This window comes from Agrobacterium sp. ES01, from assembly GCF_050320885.1.
In the GTDB taxonomy this organism is placed as follows: domain Bacteria; phylum Pseudomonadota; class Alphaproteobacteria; order Rhizobiales; family Rhizobiaceae; genus Allorhizobium.
The window spans coordinates 1-16,822 of the sequence record NZ_JBNQTH010000009.1 but is presented as its reverse complement, the minus strand read 5'-3'; the positions used below and the strand labels follow the sequence as shown (position 1 = coordinate 16,822).

The window sequence follows — 16,822 nt, the reverse complement described above, 5'->3', positions numbered from 1 at the left end:
GAAGCATCCAGCCGCAGAATAGCGGAGCTGCACAGATTATCCAAAATAGCCTTCAACGCCGCCGCCAAGTTCGGCAGTCAGAGGCGTGAAATCCTAAGGATTTCGCTGGGCAATAGTGCGGCCGAGTGTCTCGCCATGGCTTTGCTGCTGCCTGTGTTTTGTCGCTGAACGTTATTCGGTCATGATGGATTGGAGCGTATCGGGGATGATGAGCTTGCGCCGGACGGCATTAACGGTCGCAGCCATTTTGTTGTTTGTGCCCATTTTCTGGAAGATGTTGTTCCAGTGAAACCGCACGGTCGTTCTTGAAATCCCGATTATTTCGGAAATCTCCCAGTCTGTCTTTCCTGATGCGGACCAGCTCAAGACCTCCCTTTCCCGTTCGGTCAAATGCGGAGCTGCGCCTGTTTCATAAAAGCCCAGATATTTATCGTGGAAGACCGAGGACAAGAGAAAAATATCCGCGAGACTTTTGATGTTATGCTCGTCGTCGGGCTGCGCGCGCGAAATCCCGAACCCGGCAATTTCGCCCGATGCATTGACGATGGATACGCTGATGCCATCAGACACGCCTGCATCCGCGGCTTCCTGTAACAGCCTTTGCCACTCGCCGCGTATCCGTCCCTGAAAGCGTGGCGTCTCACTCAATTTCGAGATCGCCTGTGCCCAAAAGAACGCGCCCGGCCTGCTGATGATGAGTTGAAAAACGGGATCGACTTCGTGGCAGTCGTACTGCCGGTAATATTTCATCCAGTCATCGGGGTAGACTGTCAGAAATCCATGCAGCGCTTTTTCGCCGATGGAGGGGTGATCGGTCATCAGGGAGAAGACTGCCTTGTCGTAGCCGTAATGGCCGACGAAATCGCAATATACGCCAAATGCTTCTTCCTGCGCTTGCGCATTGAGAATGGCTTCGGCGGCGGATTGCAGCTTTGTCATGCTTCCCCTCTCAACGTTGTCAGGTTTTTTCTTCGTTTGACGGCTGCTAGTGTTTCCCGAGACTTAATGGTCTGTGGTTCTTGAAACCGGCAGGCCGAAATACTGGCGCTGATACTCATTCACAACATGCATCTCACCATCAAATCTGGCCATCGTAAACACGAATGTTGCGTTGCGTGGGAGATTTTGACGGTCGTCGAAGAAAGGATAGGAGTTTGAAATGCGGAAGAACCTAATTTCCCTGGTCGTGGTGGCCTTCACCGCACTCGCAGCGGTTAGTTCGGGATATGCGGCGGGCGAGCGCGCGCTGATCGCAGCCGTTCCGGGCTTCAAGGGCGGTCTCCCGGGTCTTATGCGGGCAGCGGCAGCTGGAAAGTCGGCTGGCTGGCGCGTGCCGACGCACAAGCAGAATAATGTGCCGATTTCCGGCACCTGGAAATTCTCGACCTACAAGGGAGTGAAAGGCACCATTACCTTCGGTTCAGGCAACAAGATCAGCTACGGTTCCGGTAAATCGAGCGGAGCCTTTACCAGCTACGGTTTCCTGAGCAACAAGAACGAACCGAACTCACCCATACTGGTTTCCCTCAAAGGCGGCGGCGGTCAAGGGAACTTTATGCCCTTCATCAAGGGAAAGCAGATGATTTTGCTGAGCATCACCAACAAGCGGCAGTGGATTTCGCTTTCAAAGTAATATTCCTCCGCTGCAGCGCGCAGACAGGACATGTCCGTATGGCGATATTTGTCTTGCCGTAATGCTGCTTGCAGTTTGAACTTTTAGAAGGGCATAGACGATGCTTAGATTTTTGTTTTCGGCGTTTCTTCTTCTTGCCATCGGGCGTCTTTCAGCCGAGGCCGCAGAACTCTACGATCCCAATCTGCTGCCCTATGACCCCAAGCCTGTTTCCATGCCCGCGTGCGGGTTTTCCATGGCTTTGGATTCGACCTGGAAATTTGAGCCGAAGGAGAAGACGAAAAAAGGATATACAGAATATTTCTACGATTTCGGCTCTGACACGAAGCTCAATCCACGACCGTTCGATGCGTTTTTTTCAATCCGCAAATCAAGGGTTACGTAAACTGCCATGCGAGCATCGACAAAGACGGTGAGCAGCGAAAGGGCAAACGCCTGCAGAAATTCGTCAAGTCTTTCGTCGGCATCCTTCGCGACATGGCGGTGGAAAAGGCGACCTACCTGAACTTCAGCGCGGTCGAGGAAACCAAGATTGCAGGGCTCGATGTCGCCTATGTCTATCACGCCGAAATTCCGCCGAAAAAGGGAACCGAATTCGTTTCACGCGGGGTGATCTTCTGGCTGGCCGGTACGAAAGATGATGTGTTCGTCAACGGAATGATACGGGTCATTGACCCGGTTGGCGGCAAGAACCGCCTCTTGAAGGGCTCTACGGCTAAAGGAAAGGGAAACGGCAAGGTGATGGAGGCCGAACTGCAAAATGACGCCACTCTCGTGAAAAAGGTCTTTTACGGCACGCGCACGCTCGATCAGGACAGGGAATTCGTGATGCAACTGCTGCTATCCATTCAGCAGTGAGCAGGCAAAGCCTGGATTGCCACATCATCGTTTGTTTTTCACGGCTTCGGTATGCCGATCCGCGCATGCCGATCCGTCGATCATTCCTAGGGTGAAAGATGCATAGTCAGAATTGGTTGAGGAGGAAGATATCCGGGATGCGCTGTGTCGGTATTGTCAACAGGATTGCCCTTGTTGCCGCCGGTGTTGGGCTTTTGGCGGCATCGGTGCAGGCGCAATCGGCCTATGAGCCCGAACGCGGCTCGAAGGAACGCACGCAGATCCTGGATGCGGTGCGCATTCCCGCCGTCGAAACCTTCGGAGCACCCGTTGAATTCGTGGTACACGATCTCACGGTTTTTGGCGATCGGGCGTATGCTTTGCTGGTGGCGCAAAGGCCCGGCGGCAAGGAAATCGACATGGCATCGACGCCCGATGCCCGCAAATATGGCTACGATCCCGAGAGAGAGCCAAGCACCTACAGCCTGCTGGAGCGCAAACGGAATCAGTGGACCGTCGCTGCCTTTGTCGTCAGCGCGACGGATGTGCCGTTCTACGGTCACCCCTATTGCGAAACCTGGTCCGAAGTGCTTCCCAAAACCTGGTGCAATGGAAATTGATGTGTTCTGCCATGATCGGCTGTTTGCAAACCATCGACACCCCGTTCGGCACGACATTGTCACCCATGTATTGGGTACACGATGTGACCTAGGTCTCCGGTACATCTAAAAGCGAAATGGCCCGCCGTGCCGGGTGAAGACGAGAGCTATGTCTACGCTATGGCGCTCTTTTGATCAGAGCGCTTATGGCCGACTTTGGCTCCCGCCCCTCATGACCCGAATGCGTGATGAACGCCGGGCAGGATGCGCGCGAGATGGTTGAACTCGGTCATGTCGTGAACCGACATTTCATAGGCCGTTGATTCCGCAACCTGCTCGTTGAAGCCAATCTTTTGCAGCATTGCCGGAGCCTTTTCCGCATTGGCGAAGCGCGCCATGTCGGCATGGGCTCCGATCCAGTATCGGCTGAAGAGTTCCATGCCGGCACTTGTATCGCGGGCAATATGGACCATCAGCGTGAACGGGATATCGGGCGCCGGCGTTGCATAGCACACGGCACTGGCGCTGGCGGTAAAACCTTCCCGCGCCAGGGCTTGTGCGTCAAAGCCGAGCGTTGCCGGCTCGGAGAAATGGATGATGGCGTCGAGACGGCTCGGGCCAATCCATTCCTGGATGCGATTGGGATTGTTGAAGAGCCGCTTCTCGTAGCTCAGCGATGTATCTTTCAGGCGGGACGGGTCGGCGACGCTGGTGTCGATATGCGCCTGCGGAAACCAGAGCATGTAGCGCTCTTTTTCGACCGGATGCCAGGTAAACCACCACTTGAACATCTCGGTGGTGACGCCGGGCATGACGATGCGGCTTTGCGCATAGGCCATCTGGCCATCCAGCACCGCATAGCCGTTGTCTTTCGTCTTGAAGGACGGGTCGATCAGGCGGTTGAGGTTCTGCGCGCTCGGCGTCGGCACCTCGCCGGGGTCGAGCGGTCCGAACTGGAGGGCTTTCGCCGACGCCGAGGGGACAGAGAGATCCGTGTCGAGATAGGGTGCATACGGGGTGGCGCCCACGGCCTGCTCATTGGCGGTGCGTTGCTTCTGGCATTCCAGGGAAAGGTAAGTGAGCGCGCTCCACTCCCCGTAGGCGTCGCGATGCGCTGCGGGTTCGGCAGCGGAGGCCGCCTGCGCCAGGTCAGAATGGGACAGGATAGCGGCAGTCGTGGTTCCGACGATTGCGGCTGGGGCACTTTTGAGAAGGGTGCGGCGGGACAGCGTATGGGTCATGACGAGCTCCTTGGCGAAATTCGATGCTTGACCCTGAAACTACGCCATGCTCATCATTAATCAAATTGATCTGGCGAATGGTTGAAATCGACATGACTGATATCGCAAACATCGATCTCAACCTGCTGATCTCGATGGAGGCCCTTCTGGAGGAACGGAATGTATCGCGCGCGGCGCGGCGTCTTTCTCTCGGTCAGCCCGCCATGAGCCACAATTTGGCGCGCCTTCGGCGCTTGCTGGGGGACGAATTGCTGGTGCGAAGCGCGGGCGGCATGGTGCCGACGCCGAAGGCCATCAGTCTCGAAGTCGAACTTCGCGCGACCATGCGGAAGATACGCATGCTGTTTGCGGAGCAAATGCCATTTGAGCCTTCAACAGCGCAAATGTCCTTTCGGCTTGGCGTGACCGACAGCGCCGAAGCAATCCTCATTCCCGCGGTCTCAGCCTTGTTGCTTGAAAAGGCGCCCGGCGTCACGCTCAAGTTGATCCCCATAGACGGTGTCGATGTCGCCGATGGTCTGGAGATGGGCGTCTTCGATCTCGCCATCGGCACCTTCGCCGGGGGAAGAAGCTACCACAAGCAACGCGTGATCTATCACGAAGGGTATCATACGGTTTTCAATGCCAGCCTGGTCGCCATCGGTGAAGCGATGACGCTTGATGACTACAGGCGTCATCCGATGGTGGTGGTCGACGGACCGGACGGAGAGGCGATCCTCGACGCGTTGGGACGTCTGGACGTGTGGCCGCATATCGCTCTGCGAACGCCCCATCTGCTGACGGTGCCTTCTATCGTTTCCCAGGCGCCGATGATCGCCGCCGTCCACACCCAGGTGGCCGAACGTTTCGCCGAGCATTTCGGCCTGTCCGTCAGGCCGCTTCCGGAAGAAATTCGCCTTGCGCCGGCAAAGCTGATGCTGATGTGGCATGCGGCCAGCGACAAAGCCCCTGCACACCGCTTCTTGCGCGATCTCGTCGTCGAAGGGCTCAGATGCCTGCGCGGGAGGAAACTATAGGCTCCCGCTTCCACGATTTTTCCGCTTTCTGCGAAAATGGTGGCGATATAGCGGCGCTGGACAAAAGCGATGGCGCGCCTGGGAGGAGAGAATTTGAACTCTCTCTTCGATACACTGGAAGAATGGGAACGCCATCTCGCACAATTAGACTTTAAAAGTCTGAGGTGCGACGATGACGAATTCGCACCGTGATTTCAATAAGATATCTAAGGGACAAACACCTGCGCCGTTCTCTTTGCGCCTGACGTTCGAAGAACGGGCGAAGCTGGAGGCTGCCGCAAACGGTGTGCCGCTCGGCGCATATATCAAGGCCATGCTGTTTGACGGCGATCTGGCAAAGGTCCGCCGCCGCAATACGAACCCGGTCGAAGATCATCAAGCGCTGGCGCGCGTCCTGTCCGCGCTTGGGCACTCGCGCCTGTCGTCCAATCTAAACCAGCTTGCGCGCGCGGTGAATACCGGAATTTTGCCCCTCCATCCTGAAACCGAAAAGGAACTGGCCGATGCCTGTCGCGATGTCATGGCCATCCGCGCCGATCTGATCCGCGCTCTTGGGCTGGAAAGCGGGGACACATGATCCTCAAGGGCAACGAGCGTGGCAATGCCAGAGAACTCGCCAATCACCTGATGCGCGGCACTGAGAACGAGCATATCGAATTGCACGAGCTGCGCGGCTTTGTCTCTGATGATCTACACGGCGCGATGCAGGAGAGCGCGGCGATTGCCAAAGGTACACGCTGCCAGAAACACCTGTTCTCTCTCAGTCTCAGTCCGCCGCCGAATGAGAACGTGCCTGTTGCCACGTTCGAGGCGGCTATTGAGCGAATTGAAAGCGAACTGCGCCTTTCCGGCCAGCCGCGCGCCATTGTTTTCCATGAAAAGGAAGGCCGCCGCCATGCGTATGCGGTCTGGAGCCGGATTGATGGGCAAGAGATGAAGGCGATCAACATGCCGTTCTACAAGCGGACGCTGAACGGCATTGCCCGCGATCTCTACCGCGAGCACGGTTGGGAGATGCCGCGCGGATTCAAGGATACGCGCCACCGCGATCCGCTGAGCTTCACCCGCGAAGAATGGCAACAGGCCAAGCGTACCCGGCAAGACCCGAGGGCCATCAAGCAAGCCTTGCAAACCTGCTGGCAGACGTCGGATTCGAAATCCACATTCGAGCGGGTTTTGCGCGAACGTGGGTACTTCCTCGCCAGAGGCGATCAGCGCGGTTTCGTTGCCGTGGATTGGCGCGGGGAAATTTATTCGCTGAGCCGCGCTACAGGTGCCAAAACCAAGGAGTTGAAGGCCGGGATAGGCGATCCGAAAGAGCTGCAATCAACGGAGACCGCCAAGGCGTGCATTGCCGAGCGCATGACGCCCAAGCTCAAGGCCTGGGCAAAGGAAGCGGAAGAGCATGCGCAAAAGCAAAATCTCGCGGCCCAGTTCCAGCGCGAACAGATGGTGCAAGGTCATCGCCATGCCCGTGCGCAGCTCAAGCATCAACAGGAAGCGCGCTGGCTGGAAGAAGAACGCCAGCGGGCCGCACGCACACCAAAGGGCATTCGTGGCCTGTGGGGTTGGGTCACAGGCAAAAACAAGAAAATCCGGCAGGAGAACGAAGCTGAAATTGCTCGCACCACCGAGCGTGACCGCGCGAAAAAACACTCCGAAATTCAGCGCCAGCTATCCGAACGACGCGGCCTGCAAAGAAAGATCGTGGCGGCACGGGAAAAGCAGAATGCTCAGATGCAGGAGCTGAACCGAGAAGTGGCGAAATATCTGACGATGAGTGCCCATACTTCCCAATACTTCAATAAATCAGAAATAAAAACTCGCGAGCGCGGGTTCTCAAAAAAAGAGCGAGATCATTACAGTCGAAAAGAATATGATATTTAAATGACTTATATTTTAAAATCTAATATCATTGCGGGTCAATGGTTCTATATTTTGAAACAAGACGTTCAAAGCTAGAGTAGACTTTCTGTCTTACGGTATTGATATCATCAGAGGATAACTTTATCGCTTCAGTCTTTTCCATGCCCTGCATGACCAGTTCAACAACTGGCTGTGCCATCTCGTTAAATTCTTCCCGGCTAAGCCTCGGCTTTTCGCCGAATACTGGGAAAGGATCACATGAGTTCTCTGCGCACTCGCCTTCAGCGGCTATAGCGGTTTGCGCATTGACAGTCGCCGATAGAGCCCCAGCAGACAGCAGCCCAATAGACAGTATTTTTCTTCTCGTCGTTTTCATTGCTTCCTCTTTTTATATAGGTAATCCGATATCCTCTTTGGCTGCTCTGTCCATATTTGGATATGACCAGAGCAATCTAGCAACTATACTAACAACTTGCTCATAGTCACGTCCAGAATTTGTACAGTAACTTTTTAATCTTATCACCGAATCGCTGTCTATAATAAGCTCTGAAGTGAGTTTTATACTATGAATAAGTGAGAAATTTATAGGGCTTTGCGTGTATAGTAGATGAGCACTTTCAAAGCATCCTTGAAGGGTTGGCCAGAAGTTTTTTATTTTTACGACGAGATCTGAACTGATTTTTAGGGCCGCAATTTCATTGCCTGAAAGGAGCCTGCAACTGTCGGTCATCGATCACCTGTACCATGCCCAGTAGGGTACGAATAAAAACATTCCCAATATAGAAATTGTAATTGGGAGAGCGTAAACGAACTTACTTTTCACGAATCCTAAGATGGACAGTAAAGACCAAAATGCACTCCAGCAACATGTCATGAAAAAGATGACAGCGACTGTCAGTAAAATATGAGCATCGGTTGCCAATTCTCCGAGGCCACGACTTTCCAAATCTCCGATCTGACCTTTGAAAATTGCAATTACCCCCATCAATATGGCGACGAGCGATAGTGAGGCACCAAATATCGCTGACGAGACGTCATTGGAATCTTTGTCCGCACCGGCCATATTTCGCTTTCCCGAGCAAATATTTAGTGTTGCAATATATCGAAAAAAGCCCCCTTCTTCAACCTCTTCTTGCTTAATACGGCCTGCTTCGGAAAGACTTTCTGTGCTTGAGATCTGGTGCTCTGTACTCTGCAAATGCTCTCCGAAGGGTCATGTGCGAAACCTCGAAGTGCGCGGCCACGTCTTCGATATTCATGTCCTCCAGCAGCAGCATTTCGAAAGCTGCCCTTACCTGCGCTTCGTCCATCTTGCGGGGGCGGCCAAGGGTTTTGCCGCGTTGCTGTGCGGCTTTCAGGCCTGCCACGGTGTTCTCGGCGATGATCTCGCGCTGGAATTCATCGAAGGCGGCGATGATGTGGAAGAACAAGCGGCCCGCCGGAGTGGTGGTGTCGATGGCCTGGTCGAGCACTTTTAGGCCGATTTGGTGCGCTTGCAGGAAGTCGCTGACGGCAATAATGTGCCGGACCGAGCGGGCCAGCCGCGAAAGCCGCCAAACCACCAACGTATCGCCGGGGGCTAGTGCTTGCAGAGCGGCCTCCAGCTTGGGGCGCTCCAGATTGCGCCCGGACGCGCTTTCGACAAAGATGGGGTCGCAGCCTTGGCTTTTCAGCGCATCGATCTGCAGATTCGGATTCTGATCACGCGTGGAAACACGGGCGTAGCCGATCAGCCGGGACCCGCCGGAATCTATTGCTGACATGCGGTTTTCACTTCACAAAAACGAAGGTTTTTGTGAAATCGACATGGCGTGTCTTTCTTCAAAATCCGATGAGAAAAACCGCCGGGTTTCCCGGTTGAGTGCAGCATATTTCCGTTGTTATTTTCCGTATTTATGTTTTAACAAAAACCTTCGTTATTGTTATCCGAAATCACGAAGTATATTTCAATTTTTTCTATCGCTTTATTGATTTCATCCTCCGCTTCTTTTGCGGAAGACAAGGGGGCGTACTTTCAGGAATGGGATGAAACGGCGCAGCGCGGTTTCGTCAGCACCTCTGTCGTTATGGCGATTACTATTGCATCACAAGTAGACAAAGAACTGACGCATTGCATTGACGACTGGTATGGAGAGGGCGAAACACGGCGTGCGCAGCAGGATCAGGTGCTTGAAATCATTCGTTCGCGACAGGCTTATCAGCCGAATGCGGTCTTGCTCGCCATTATCCAGAAAGCATGCGGAAAATTCCCGGAAAGGTGAAACGTCATTTCATTTCAGTTCAGGCAGCGAAAGCGGTGGCGTCACGGCTTTAATCTCTGCCGTGGCTTCCCGCGAAGTTTCATTCTCCAAGCCTGAAATTTCACCGGAGATATCGTCTACGATTTCACCGAGGCCATCCAATTCGTTCTCGATTCCCTCCGGCGACGTCTTGGGATTGGAAGTATCCGCACGGCGCTCGGCGGACTCGCCGACTGCGATGTCGGCGTGATCCAGTTTTTGTTCCAGACGATCCGCACGGCCTGCGCGATCATCATTCCGCAGGTTCTCGGAAAGCCGTGCGTGGCTCTCTCGCCACTGAATATGCTGCGCGTCAGGATTTTCCGACAATGTTCCATCGCGGTTATAGGCGCGGTCGTCATCGCCCCGGTAAACAAGTGTGCCATCCGGTAGCCGTGCAGCGCGGGCGTCGATGTCCAATCGTTCGGCCTCGATGCTGGCGCGGAATTTGGCAAGCTGCTCTCTGGCCTCATCCAAGAACTGGCGGGTTTCATTCAGCTTCTTACCCCAATCCTCGTAGAGTTTCGCGTAAACCGGATCGCTCATCAGGGCCATGAAGCGGCTCATCTCCGCTTCGCGTTCCTTGCGGCGGGCTTTCTCGGAATTGGGGTGATTGCTCTCACCATTCAGGAAACGTTCAATCCGGCCAACGTCGCGGCCTGCAACTTCATTCTGGAGATCTTCGAAGTCCTGCTGAGCGCGCTTTTGCGCCTCACTGCCAGATACCGCGTTGAACTCCTGAGAATACACCATCCATTCCCATTTCATTATTGTTTTTGATATTTTACCGCATTTTGAGAGGGGAGCGCAAATTTGCCTTCGGCTCCTGTTCGCAGATTACGTGCGCATGCCGATTGCTCAATTTTCCGAGGTTGGTTTGCTCTCCTGGATAACAAGATTTTAAGCGGCGCATAAACCGGACATCAATACGCAGATTTTTTAGCTGTCAATTTATCTAACATATTGGTATTCTATGATTATGAGTAAAAATGAACCGGACATTGAAGCGGACATAAAAGCGGCAGAAGATCGCGATGAGTCTATCGGATTGATGGAGCCGATGACGATTGCCGAAGGCAGCAAACACACCGGGCCACTTCTCGATCTGGCGATGGAGTTGACTGCTGCCTCCGCCGGATTGAAACGCAGCCTTCCTGCCGAAATCGCCACCGCGCTTTCCGATCTCGTCCGTTCGATGAATTGCTATTACAGCAACCTGATCGAAGGTCACGATACACACCCGGTCGATATCGAGCGGGCGCTTAAGAATGATTATAGCGCCGATCCGCAGAAGAGAAACCTTCAGCTTGAAGCCAAGGCGCATATCGAGGTGCAGCGCTGGATTGATTATGGCGGCATAACCGGGCGCGTCACGGCGCAGGATACCATTTTGGAAATCCATAGACGTTTTGGCGAATTGTTGCCGGACGAGCTTTTGATCGTGACCAATCCCGACACGGGCGAGCACATTCGCATGGTGCCGGGCGCGCTGCGTATGCGCGATGTGAAGGTCGGGCGTCATATCGCGATCAGCCCCGGCGCTATCCCCCGTTTCCTAAGCCGTTTTGACGGCGCTTATAAGATGCTCGGGCGTTCGCAAAAGCTGCTTGCCGTAGCAGCGGCTCACCATCGGCTGGCTTGGATTCATCCGTTTTTGGATGGCAATGGCCGCGTCATTCGCTTGATGTCTTACGCCATGCTTCGGGAGTTGCTGGATACGGGCGGCATATGGTCGGTCGCGCGCGGCCTTGCGCGTAGCGAAGCCGCCTATAAAGCGCATTTGATGGCGTGTGATGAACCACGGCGTGGCGATCTCGATGGGCGCGGAACGCTGAGCGAAACGGCGCTTGCCGATTTCACGCGGTTCTTCCTGGAAACGTGCTTGGATCAGGTGCGTTTCATGGAAGAGCTGATTGAGCCTGAGCGCTTGCGCAGCCGTATTCTGCTCTGGGCGGAAGAGGAAATCAGGCTCGGCAATCTGCCCGCCAAATCAACGAATGTTCTGGAGGCGCTGCTTTATCGCGGCAGTCTTCCGCGCGGCGATGTTGCGGGTATCGTCGGCGCGGGGGATCGGCAAGCGCGGCGCATTGTGTCTGCCTTGGCCGAGTATGAGGTGATCGTCTCGGAAAGCTCGCGCGCGCCGCTCAAGCTGGCATTTCCGGCCAAGTTGGCTTCGCGCTGGATGCCGGGGCTTTTCCCGGAAAAGCGATAGCGGCGGGAAGGCAAAAGGGCATCTATTGATGTCCTTTTGGCGTCTATCTGGATATTGATCCATATCCCCACGGCCTCACTGGCAGCGAAAAATCAGCCGCTCTCCAGCAATTTCGGTTTCGGTGTAGTCCACGGACAGATCGCGGGCGATGGCGTCATAGTCGATGTAATGCGCGAGGTGACCCGGGATTTCACCGAACAGGCCTTCATCTACGAAACGCTCGGCCAGCGCTTTCATTGATTCCTCTTCGTAAATATCAACGTCAAAATCATCGGGATCGACATTGGCCGGATCGAAGCTATAGCCGCATTCGCCCACAGCGATAATGAAACGGAGCTTTTGGCCCTCGTCCCACTCGTCCACGGCTTGCATAAACTGCCCGATATTGGCCTGATTGATCCCCCAGGCATTGGCAAAGGTGCAATCAATGGCCTCGCCGTCGATGAACTGGATTTCGAATTCCTCGACTGGTTGGCCGTAGGCGTTCCGCACCTTGCCGATCCGCTGGCGAAAGCTCTTCTCATCCTGAAAATAAAACCCCGTCGCCGAAATGTCGTAGGGCATCGCAAAAAATAACGTCATTTCATCCTCCTGAAATAAAAAACGGGTTGCTGCTGCAAACCCTGCTTCCGGCGAGGATGGGGTACGGGGGTAGATATGCGGGCGCGGCGGGCCGGGATGCGGGGCGCGCGGATCACACCTGATCTGCGGACGACGCGCGGCCCTGTCCGTTCCGGTAGGCCGCATATTGAGGGCGTAGGGGCAAAGTCCCCTCGGCCCGACACTCTTGCATCAGGGATCGACGCCGCATGGCCAAGACCGCCAACGGCGGGCTTGGTTCACGAGAACCCGCGCGGATGCCGCACTTCAAGACTTCCCAGAAAGGACCAGCAGACGCGCGCGCCCGCGCGCCTGCCAAAACACGAAAGCCGGATCACCACGCCTCCAGGCGCAAGCCTGCGCCCGTCCATACGGATGCCTTCAAACCCCAATGATGGTGGCTGAACGGGGCCGAAAGGCTCCGATGGTCGGGGCCTCCTTGCACCCAAGGAGGAGACAATGAGACTCGTCACACGTTTTGAAGCAGCCATCCGCACAACGGCGGAACTGCATGGACTTTACAAAGAAGCATTCAATGCGGCAGCAACCGCCAAGCCGGGCTCGCAAGAGCTTGCAAATGCTCTGCAATCTCTACGGAATATCGAAGCCGAATTGGCCGTACGCGCTGCCCCTGAGCCATAAACATCGGGGACAAGCCATACGGCTTGGCCCTGCCACATGCATTCCACAAGGTGTCGCATGTGAATGGCCACCAAAAGCATTTATCAATGTTTTTCTTCAACTTATGAGGATATGCAGCTATGTTAGCAATTGACCGCAACCAAAGCATATAATGCTCAAGTTCGCGAGAATTTCGGACAGTGAATTGATGACAAGCAGACCCTATTTTAACCAGTCGATTGAACAGCTAGAAGCCATCTTCAAGGACAATCAGCACGACACTAAAACGTTGTCCGATCTTCAGCATGAGTTAGGACACCGTAGCACTCCACGTGCGCTTACTCTCAAAGAGAAGGTGCGAGTTGCCAATCAATCACGCAAACCGACATCCATAGTTGAGAGAAAAGCATCCCCAGCGCGGACTAGGAACAACTCGCAGAAAACTCTCCCGTTTGACGAGCCACCTGTACCTAGAGCGTCCCCCGCGCCGATCAGGCCAACCATTACCAAGCCACCCGTGACAAATGATGCGCGCAACATATTGCGAGCTTGGACCGCATTGGAGGTTTTGTCGCCGCAGGGGTATAAGCGCGAAATTGACCTCGTAGCTGGAGATCGGAAGAAGATTGCCCGTTTTGACGAGGGGCCTTTGCCTTGGGAAACCGGAGAAAAATCTCTTCCCAAGAAACGTCTGTACTACGAGCTAATTCTTGGTGCAATTGAACTTGCGCCTGCCGTGGAAGCTCTCCTTAAGGTTTATGCTGACAGGCGCCCTGATAAGCCAAGCGTGAGAGGGTACAGTCCGATTGCGAGCATCCTTCTGGACAAAGAAGGGCGACCACTGGAAGAGGATAGCAGCGCGGCAATTTCAAGTTTTGCTTGGGGTGTTCCGATTGCACTGCATGGTGATTTGAAAAGACTTGCGGATTGGCCGTCTCAAGAAAAAATCTTGATGAATGGTTTTCGAAATGGGCTCATCAAGCGGGATAAAGATGGTGACGTCATCCCGTTGACTAAGCGTCACATCGCAGAGCTTTTTGACCATTTGGTTGCAGCAATGGATCTTCGGTCCCACGCGATCAAAGCGCCTTATTTCGCATTACGGCGCTATGAGTTTTTTGCGAGCAAAACGCCCCCCGAGCCAGGGCTGCTTAATTCTTTCTTCCTGCAAGATTTGGCCACGGCCCGTGTCCTTGCGGATGAGGGAAAGCTACCTCACGCACTTGAGCACTATCTTGGTATCAAAGCGCCGCTACATCGAAAGAACCTTCTGGAAGATGATGCAGCTTTACGAGACTTGTTGCAGCCTGCTTTAACTCCACCAGCCAAGTGGCCAAGCAGTGGCCGCTTCCCGCTTGCGCTTCTGCAACAAGCAGCGGTGAATGCCACTGATACTGCTCGGCTTGAAACTGGAATTCTTGCCGTAAATGGCCCGCCTGGCACTGGGAAAACCACGTTGCTGCGTGATGTTGTGGCCGCGCGGATTGTCGAGCGCGCAACGGTTATGAGTGAACTGAGCCATCCTTCACGGGCATTTACGCAGACAAGTCAAAGCCTTCAAAGGAACGGAGCGAAGATCACGCTGCACAAGCTTGATCAGCGCTTGAAGGGCTTTGAGATGGTGGTTGCATCATCCAACAACAAAGCGGTCGAGAATGTCAGCGCCGAACTTCCTAGTCTGGATGCGATTGCAGCGGATGCGCCTGAGCTTCGATATTTCAAATGCGTCTCGGATAACGTTCTTGAGTGCGACACTTGGGGGATGATTGCCGCAGTGCTTGGCAATTCATCGAATAGATATCAGTTTTCGCAAAAGTTCTGGCGTGACGAAGAAAATGGGCTCTCCACTTATTTGAACCACGCGAGCGGTGTTCCGCAGGTCGTTTCCGATCCACAAGCCGGGGGTCGCCCTCCGCAAAAAAGAAACCGCGAAATCATCGATCGTGAACATCCACCCGCGAGTAACCGCGAAGCGATGGCCCGATGGGACAAAGCACGCAGTAAGTTTCTGGCGAGGTTGGACGATTTCAAGAAAACGCAGGTTAGACTGCAGAAGTCACACATTCAGCTTGTTCGGCTTTATTCCGTCGCTGCAGAGCTCAATGAGCGGGTTTCAAAATTGCCATCTCTGGAGTCTGCTATTCAAAGTGCAGTCGACCAGATTTCCGTTCAAAAGAAAGAGCTAGAGAAGGCTGAAGCTGCTGTTGCGATATCCCGTCAGAAACAAAGCTCTCATGTCGCATTGCGGCCCGGAATTTTTTCTCGCCTATTTCGCACAGGACGTTTTCGGGTTTGGGACGCAGAATACAAGTATCTTTCAAGCACGCTAGATCAAGACCTTCGGTTAAGCCAAGCCCGAGGAAAAATGCTCGATGAGCTACGTGCTGAACTCGCCAAAAAGAAGGATCAGGCCGAGCGTTCGAGGAATACCATCGAAACGTTGCGCTCCGAAAAAGGCGAACTCGAAACCAGTATCCAACAAGAGTGCTCTTTGGTGGGGGTACCTATACCTGACGCCACCTTCTTTTCAGGTCGACATGAAGATATACAAACGGCCAGCGTATGGTTTGACAAAAAAGCGAGCCGACAACGTGATGATGTGTTTGAGGCGGCTATCCAACTCCACCGGGCTTTCATCGACGGTGCTGCTGACCCTTTGCGGCAAAACCTGTCTGTCTTCGTAGAAACGTTTGGAACGCGCTCTTTGGGGACGCCGGAAAAGGACGCTCTAATTGCCGATTTGTGGGCATCGTTCTTCCTAGTGGTGCCAGTCGTGTCGACGACCTTTGCTTCCGTAAACAGGATGTTCTCACGGTTGCCGTCCGAAGCCTTGGGGTGGTTGCTGGTCGATGAGGCCGGTCAAGCCGTACCGCAAGCGGCAGTGGGGGCTATGATGCGAACTAAGCGCTCGGTCGTTGTTGGCGACCCGGTCCAAATCGAACCTGTGGTGACGCTCCCGAACAGTCTCACCGAACAGGTCTGCTCCTTCTTTGGTATTGATCCGCTCAAGTACAATGCCCCGGAAGCATCGGTGCAAACAGTGGCGGACGCAGCCAGCATGTACTGCGCTAAGTTCCCAATCGGAAGCGGGCACCGTGAAGTTGGTGCACCACTTCTGGTGCATCGACGTTGTGACAGTCCGATGTTCGATATCTCAAACGAAATCGGCTATTCAAACCTAATGGTTCAGGCCAAACAGCCATCAGACAAAAATTCGGTACTCGGCCCTTCAAGCTGGATCGTTATTGTTGGCAAACCCGGTCCAGACAAATGGTGCGCTGATGAAGCAGCGGCCTTGATCGACATGCTGCAACGGCTGCGTGGAAGCGGCGCTATTGCTGATTTTTATGTCGTGACGCCTTTTGTTGTTGTGCAGGATAACCTTCGTCAGGAGTTACTGCATAGCGGTGTACTAGACGGCTGGGTCAGTAAACCGAACGAATGGGTTTGGGAACATGTGGGTACGGTGCATACCGTGCAGGGACGTGAAGCTGGTATTGTCTTCTTTGTGCTGGGCGCTCAAGCATCTTCGCAAAATGGCGCCCGTAGTTGGGCTGGTAGCAGGCCGAACCTAGCCAATGTCGCTGTAACCAGGGCACAGACGACACTCTATGTGATCGGTAATCGCGAGCTTTGGAAGACTGCAGGAGTGTTTGCTGTTCTCGACCGATATCTTCCTGCGCACTCTGCTTCGGGAAAGCGCAAGTGAACCCGCTATGGACATGGATCACTGAAAGTTTCAACAATCGCGAGCTTGCCAGTGCGATCTGGCTAGCAATTGTCTTTTCCATTTTCTTCTTGACCTTGCCCCTCCGCTCTAATCCATTTTGAAGTAAGCTCTGGCCCATTGAGAGGACCAGAGAATGAAGCGCAACCGTTTCACAGACGAACAGATCATCGGCATTCTGAAAGAGCATG

The 16,822-nt window shown here is 54.2% G+C and carries 17 protein-coding genes; 11 read left to right on the top strand and 6 right to left on the bottom strand.

Annotated features, from left to right (window positions below; all coding sequences use genetic code 11):
- Positions 1-171: 171 nt before the first annotated feature.
- Complete coding sequence (locus ACQQ2Q_RS19815) at positions 172-939, bottom strand: autoinducer binding domain-containing protein (protein ID WP_428188862.1); 768 nt, start codon at positions 937-939, stop codon at positions 172-174.
- A gap of 220 nt (positions 940-1,159) precedes the next feature.
- On the opposite strand from ACQQ2Q_RS19815, the gene ACQQ2Q_RS19810 reads away from it, so the two are divergent.
- The 4 genes from ACQQ2Q_RS19810 (at position 1,160) to ACQQ2Q_RS19795 (ending at position 3,090) form a co-directional block, all read left to right on the top strand.
- Positions 1,160-1,633 (top strand): hypothetical protein, encoded by a 474-nt coding sequence (locus ACQQ2Q_RS19810; RefSeq protein ID WP_428188861.1) that lies wholly within the window; start codon positions 1,160-1,162, stop codon positions 1,631-1,633.
- Between the two features lie 100 nt (positions 1,634-1,733).
- The gene (locus ACQQ2Q_RS19805) at positions 1,734-2,018 is read left to right on the top strand and encodes a hypothetical protein (protein ID WP_428188860.1); all 285 of its coding nucleotides are present in this window, start codon (positions 1,734-1,736) and stop codon (positions 2,016-2,018) included.
- A gap of 92 nt (positions 2,019-2,110) precedes the next feature.
- Positions 2,111-2,491, top strand: a complete 381-nt coding sequence (locus ACQQ2Q_RS19800) for a hypothetical protein (protein ID WP_428188859.1) — start codon at positions 2,111-2,113, stop codon at positions 2,489-2,491.
- 137 nt (positions 2,492-2,628) lie between these two features.
- A complete protein-coding gene (locus ACQQ2Q_RS19795; RefSeq protein WP_428188858.1) occupies positions 2,629-3,090 on the top strand; it encodes a hypothetical protein in 462 nt (153 codons plus the stop codon).
- Positions 3,091-3,299: 209 nt separating this feature from the next.
- Here ACQQ2Q_RS19795 and ACQQ2Q_RS19790 read toward each other — a convergent pair whose 3' ends face one another.
- Entirely contained in the window at positions 3,300-4,310 is a 1,011-nt protein-coding gene (locus ACQQ2Q_RS19790) for a DAPG hydrolase family protein (protein WP_428188857.1), read from the bottom strand.
- A gap of 92 nt (positions 4,311-4,402) precedes the next feature.
- Here ACQQ2Q_RS19790 and ACQQ2Q_RS19785 point away from each other — a divergent pair, with 92 nt between their 5' ends.
- From ACQQ2Q_RS19785 to ACQQ2Q_RS19775, 3 genes are all read left to right on the top strand, one after another.
- The gene (locus tag ACQQ2Q_RS19785; RefSeq protein ID WP_428188856.1) at positions 4,403-5,326 is read left to right on the top strand and encodes a LysR family transcriptional regulator; all 924 of its coding nucleotides are present in this window, start codon (positions 4,403-4,405) and stop codon (positions 5,324-5,326) included.
- Between the two features lie 172 nt (positions 5,327-5,498).
- On the top strand, positions 5,499-5,903 hold the full coding sequence (locus tag ACQQ2Q_RS19780; RefSeq protein ID WP_428188855.1) for a hypothetical protein: 405 nt from the start codon (positions 5,499-5,501) through the stop codon (positions 5,901-5,903).
- Complete coding sequence (locus ACQQ2Q_RS19775; RefSeq protein WP_428188854.1) at positions 5,900-7,213, top strand: relaxase/mobilization nuclease domain-containing protein; 1,314 nt, start codon at positions 5,900-5,902, stop codon at positions 7,211-7,213. The genes ACQQ2Q_RS19780 and ACQQ2Q_RS19775 overlap by 4 nt, the downstream gene beginning before the upstream one ends.
- Positions 7,214-7,238: 25 nt before the next feature.
- Here ACQQ2Q_RS19775 and ACQQ2Q_RS19770 read toward each other — a convergent pair whose 3' ends face one another.
- On the bottom strand, positions 7,239-7,568 hold the full coding sequence (locus ACQQ2Q_RS19770; protein ID WP_428188853.1) for a hypothetical protein: 330 nt from the start codon (positions 7,566-7,568) through the stop codon (positions 7,239-7,241).
- A 760-nt stretch (positions 7,569-8,328) separates the two neighbouring features.
- Positions 8,329-8,955, bottom strand: coding sequence for a recombinase family protein (locus tag ACQQ2Q_RS19765; RefSeq protein WP_428188852.1), 627 nt, complete (start codon positions 8,953-8,955; stop codon positions 8,329-8,331).
- 156 nt (positions 8,956-9,111) lie between these two features.
- Between ACQQ2Q_RS19765 and ACQQ2Q_RS19760 the strand changes: the two genes are divergently transcribed.
- The gene (locus tag ACQQ2Q_RS19760) at positions 9,112-9,453 is read left to right on the top strand and encodes a hypothetical protein (protein WP_428188851.1); all 342 of its coding nucleotides are present in this window, start codon (positions 9,112-9,114) and stop codon (positions 9,451-9,453) included.
- A 9-nt stretch (positions 9,454-9,462) separates the two neighbouring features.
- Here ACQQ2Q_RS19760 and ACQQ2Q_RS19755 read toward each other — a convergent pair whose 3' ends face one another.
- On the bottom strand, positions 9,463-10,224 hold the full coding sequence (locus ACQQ2Q_RS19755; RefSeq protein ID WP_428188850.1) for a hypothetical protein: 762 nt from the start codon (positions 10,222-10,224) through the stop codon (positions 9,463-9,465).
- 226 nt (positions 10,225-10,450) lie between these two features.
- Between ACQQ2Q_RS19755 and ACQQ2Q_RS19750 the strand changes: the two genes are divergently transcribed.
- Complete coding sequence (locus tag ACQQ2Q_RS19750) at positions 10,451-11,683, top strand: Fic family protein (protein WP_428188849.1); 1,233 nt, start codon at positions 10,451-10,453, stop codon at positions 11,681-11,683.
- A gap of 75 nt (positions 11,684-11,758) precedes the next feature.
- Here the strand turns inward: ACQQ2Q_RS19750 and ACQQ2Q_RS19745 are convergent, their stop codons facing one another.
- Positions 11,759-12,430 (bottom strand): antirestriction protein ArdA, encoded by a 672-nt coding sequence (locus ACQQ2Q_RS19745; RefSeq protein ID WP_428188848.1) that lies wholly within the window; start codon positions 12,428-12,430, stop codon positions 11,759-11,761.
- Positions 12,431-12,742: 312 nt separating this feature from the next.
- Here ACQQ2Q_RS19745 and ACQQ2Q_RS19740 point away from each other — a divergent pair, with 312 nt between their 5' ends.
- Both ACQQ2Q_RS19740 and ACQQ2Q_RS19735 read left to right on the top strand, forming a co-directional pair.
- Positions 12,743-12,925, top strand: coding sequence for a hypothetical protein (locus tag ACQQ2Q_RS19740; protein WP_428188847.1), 183 nt, complete (start codon positions 12,743-12,745; stop codon positions 12,923-12,925).
- Between the two features lie 187 nt (positions 12,926-13,112).
- Positions 13,113-16,613 (top strand): DEAD/DEAH box helicase, encoded by a 3,501-nt coding sequence (locus ACQQ2Q_RS19735; protein ID WP_428188846.1) that lies wholly within the window; start codon positions 13,113-13,115, stop codon positions 16,611-16,613.
- Positions 16,614-16,822: the final 209 nt, after the last annotated feature.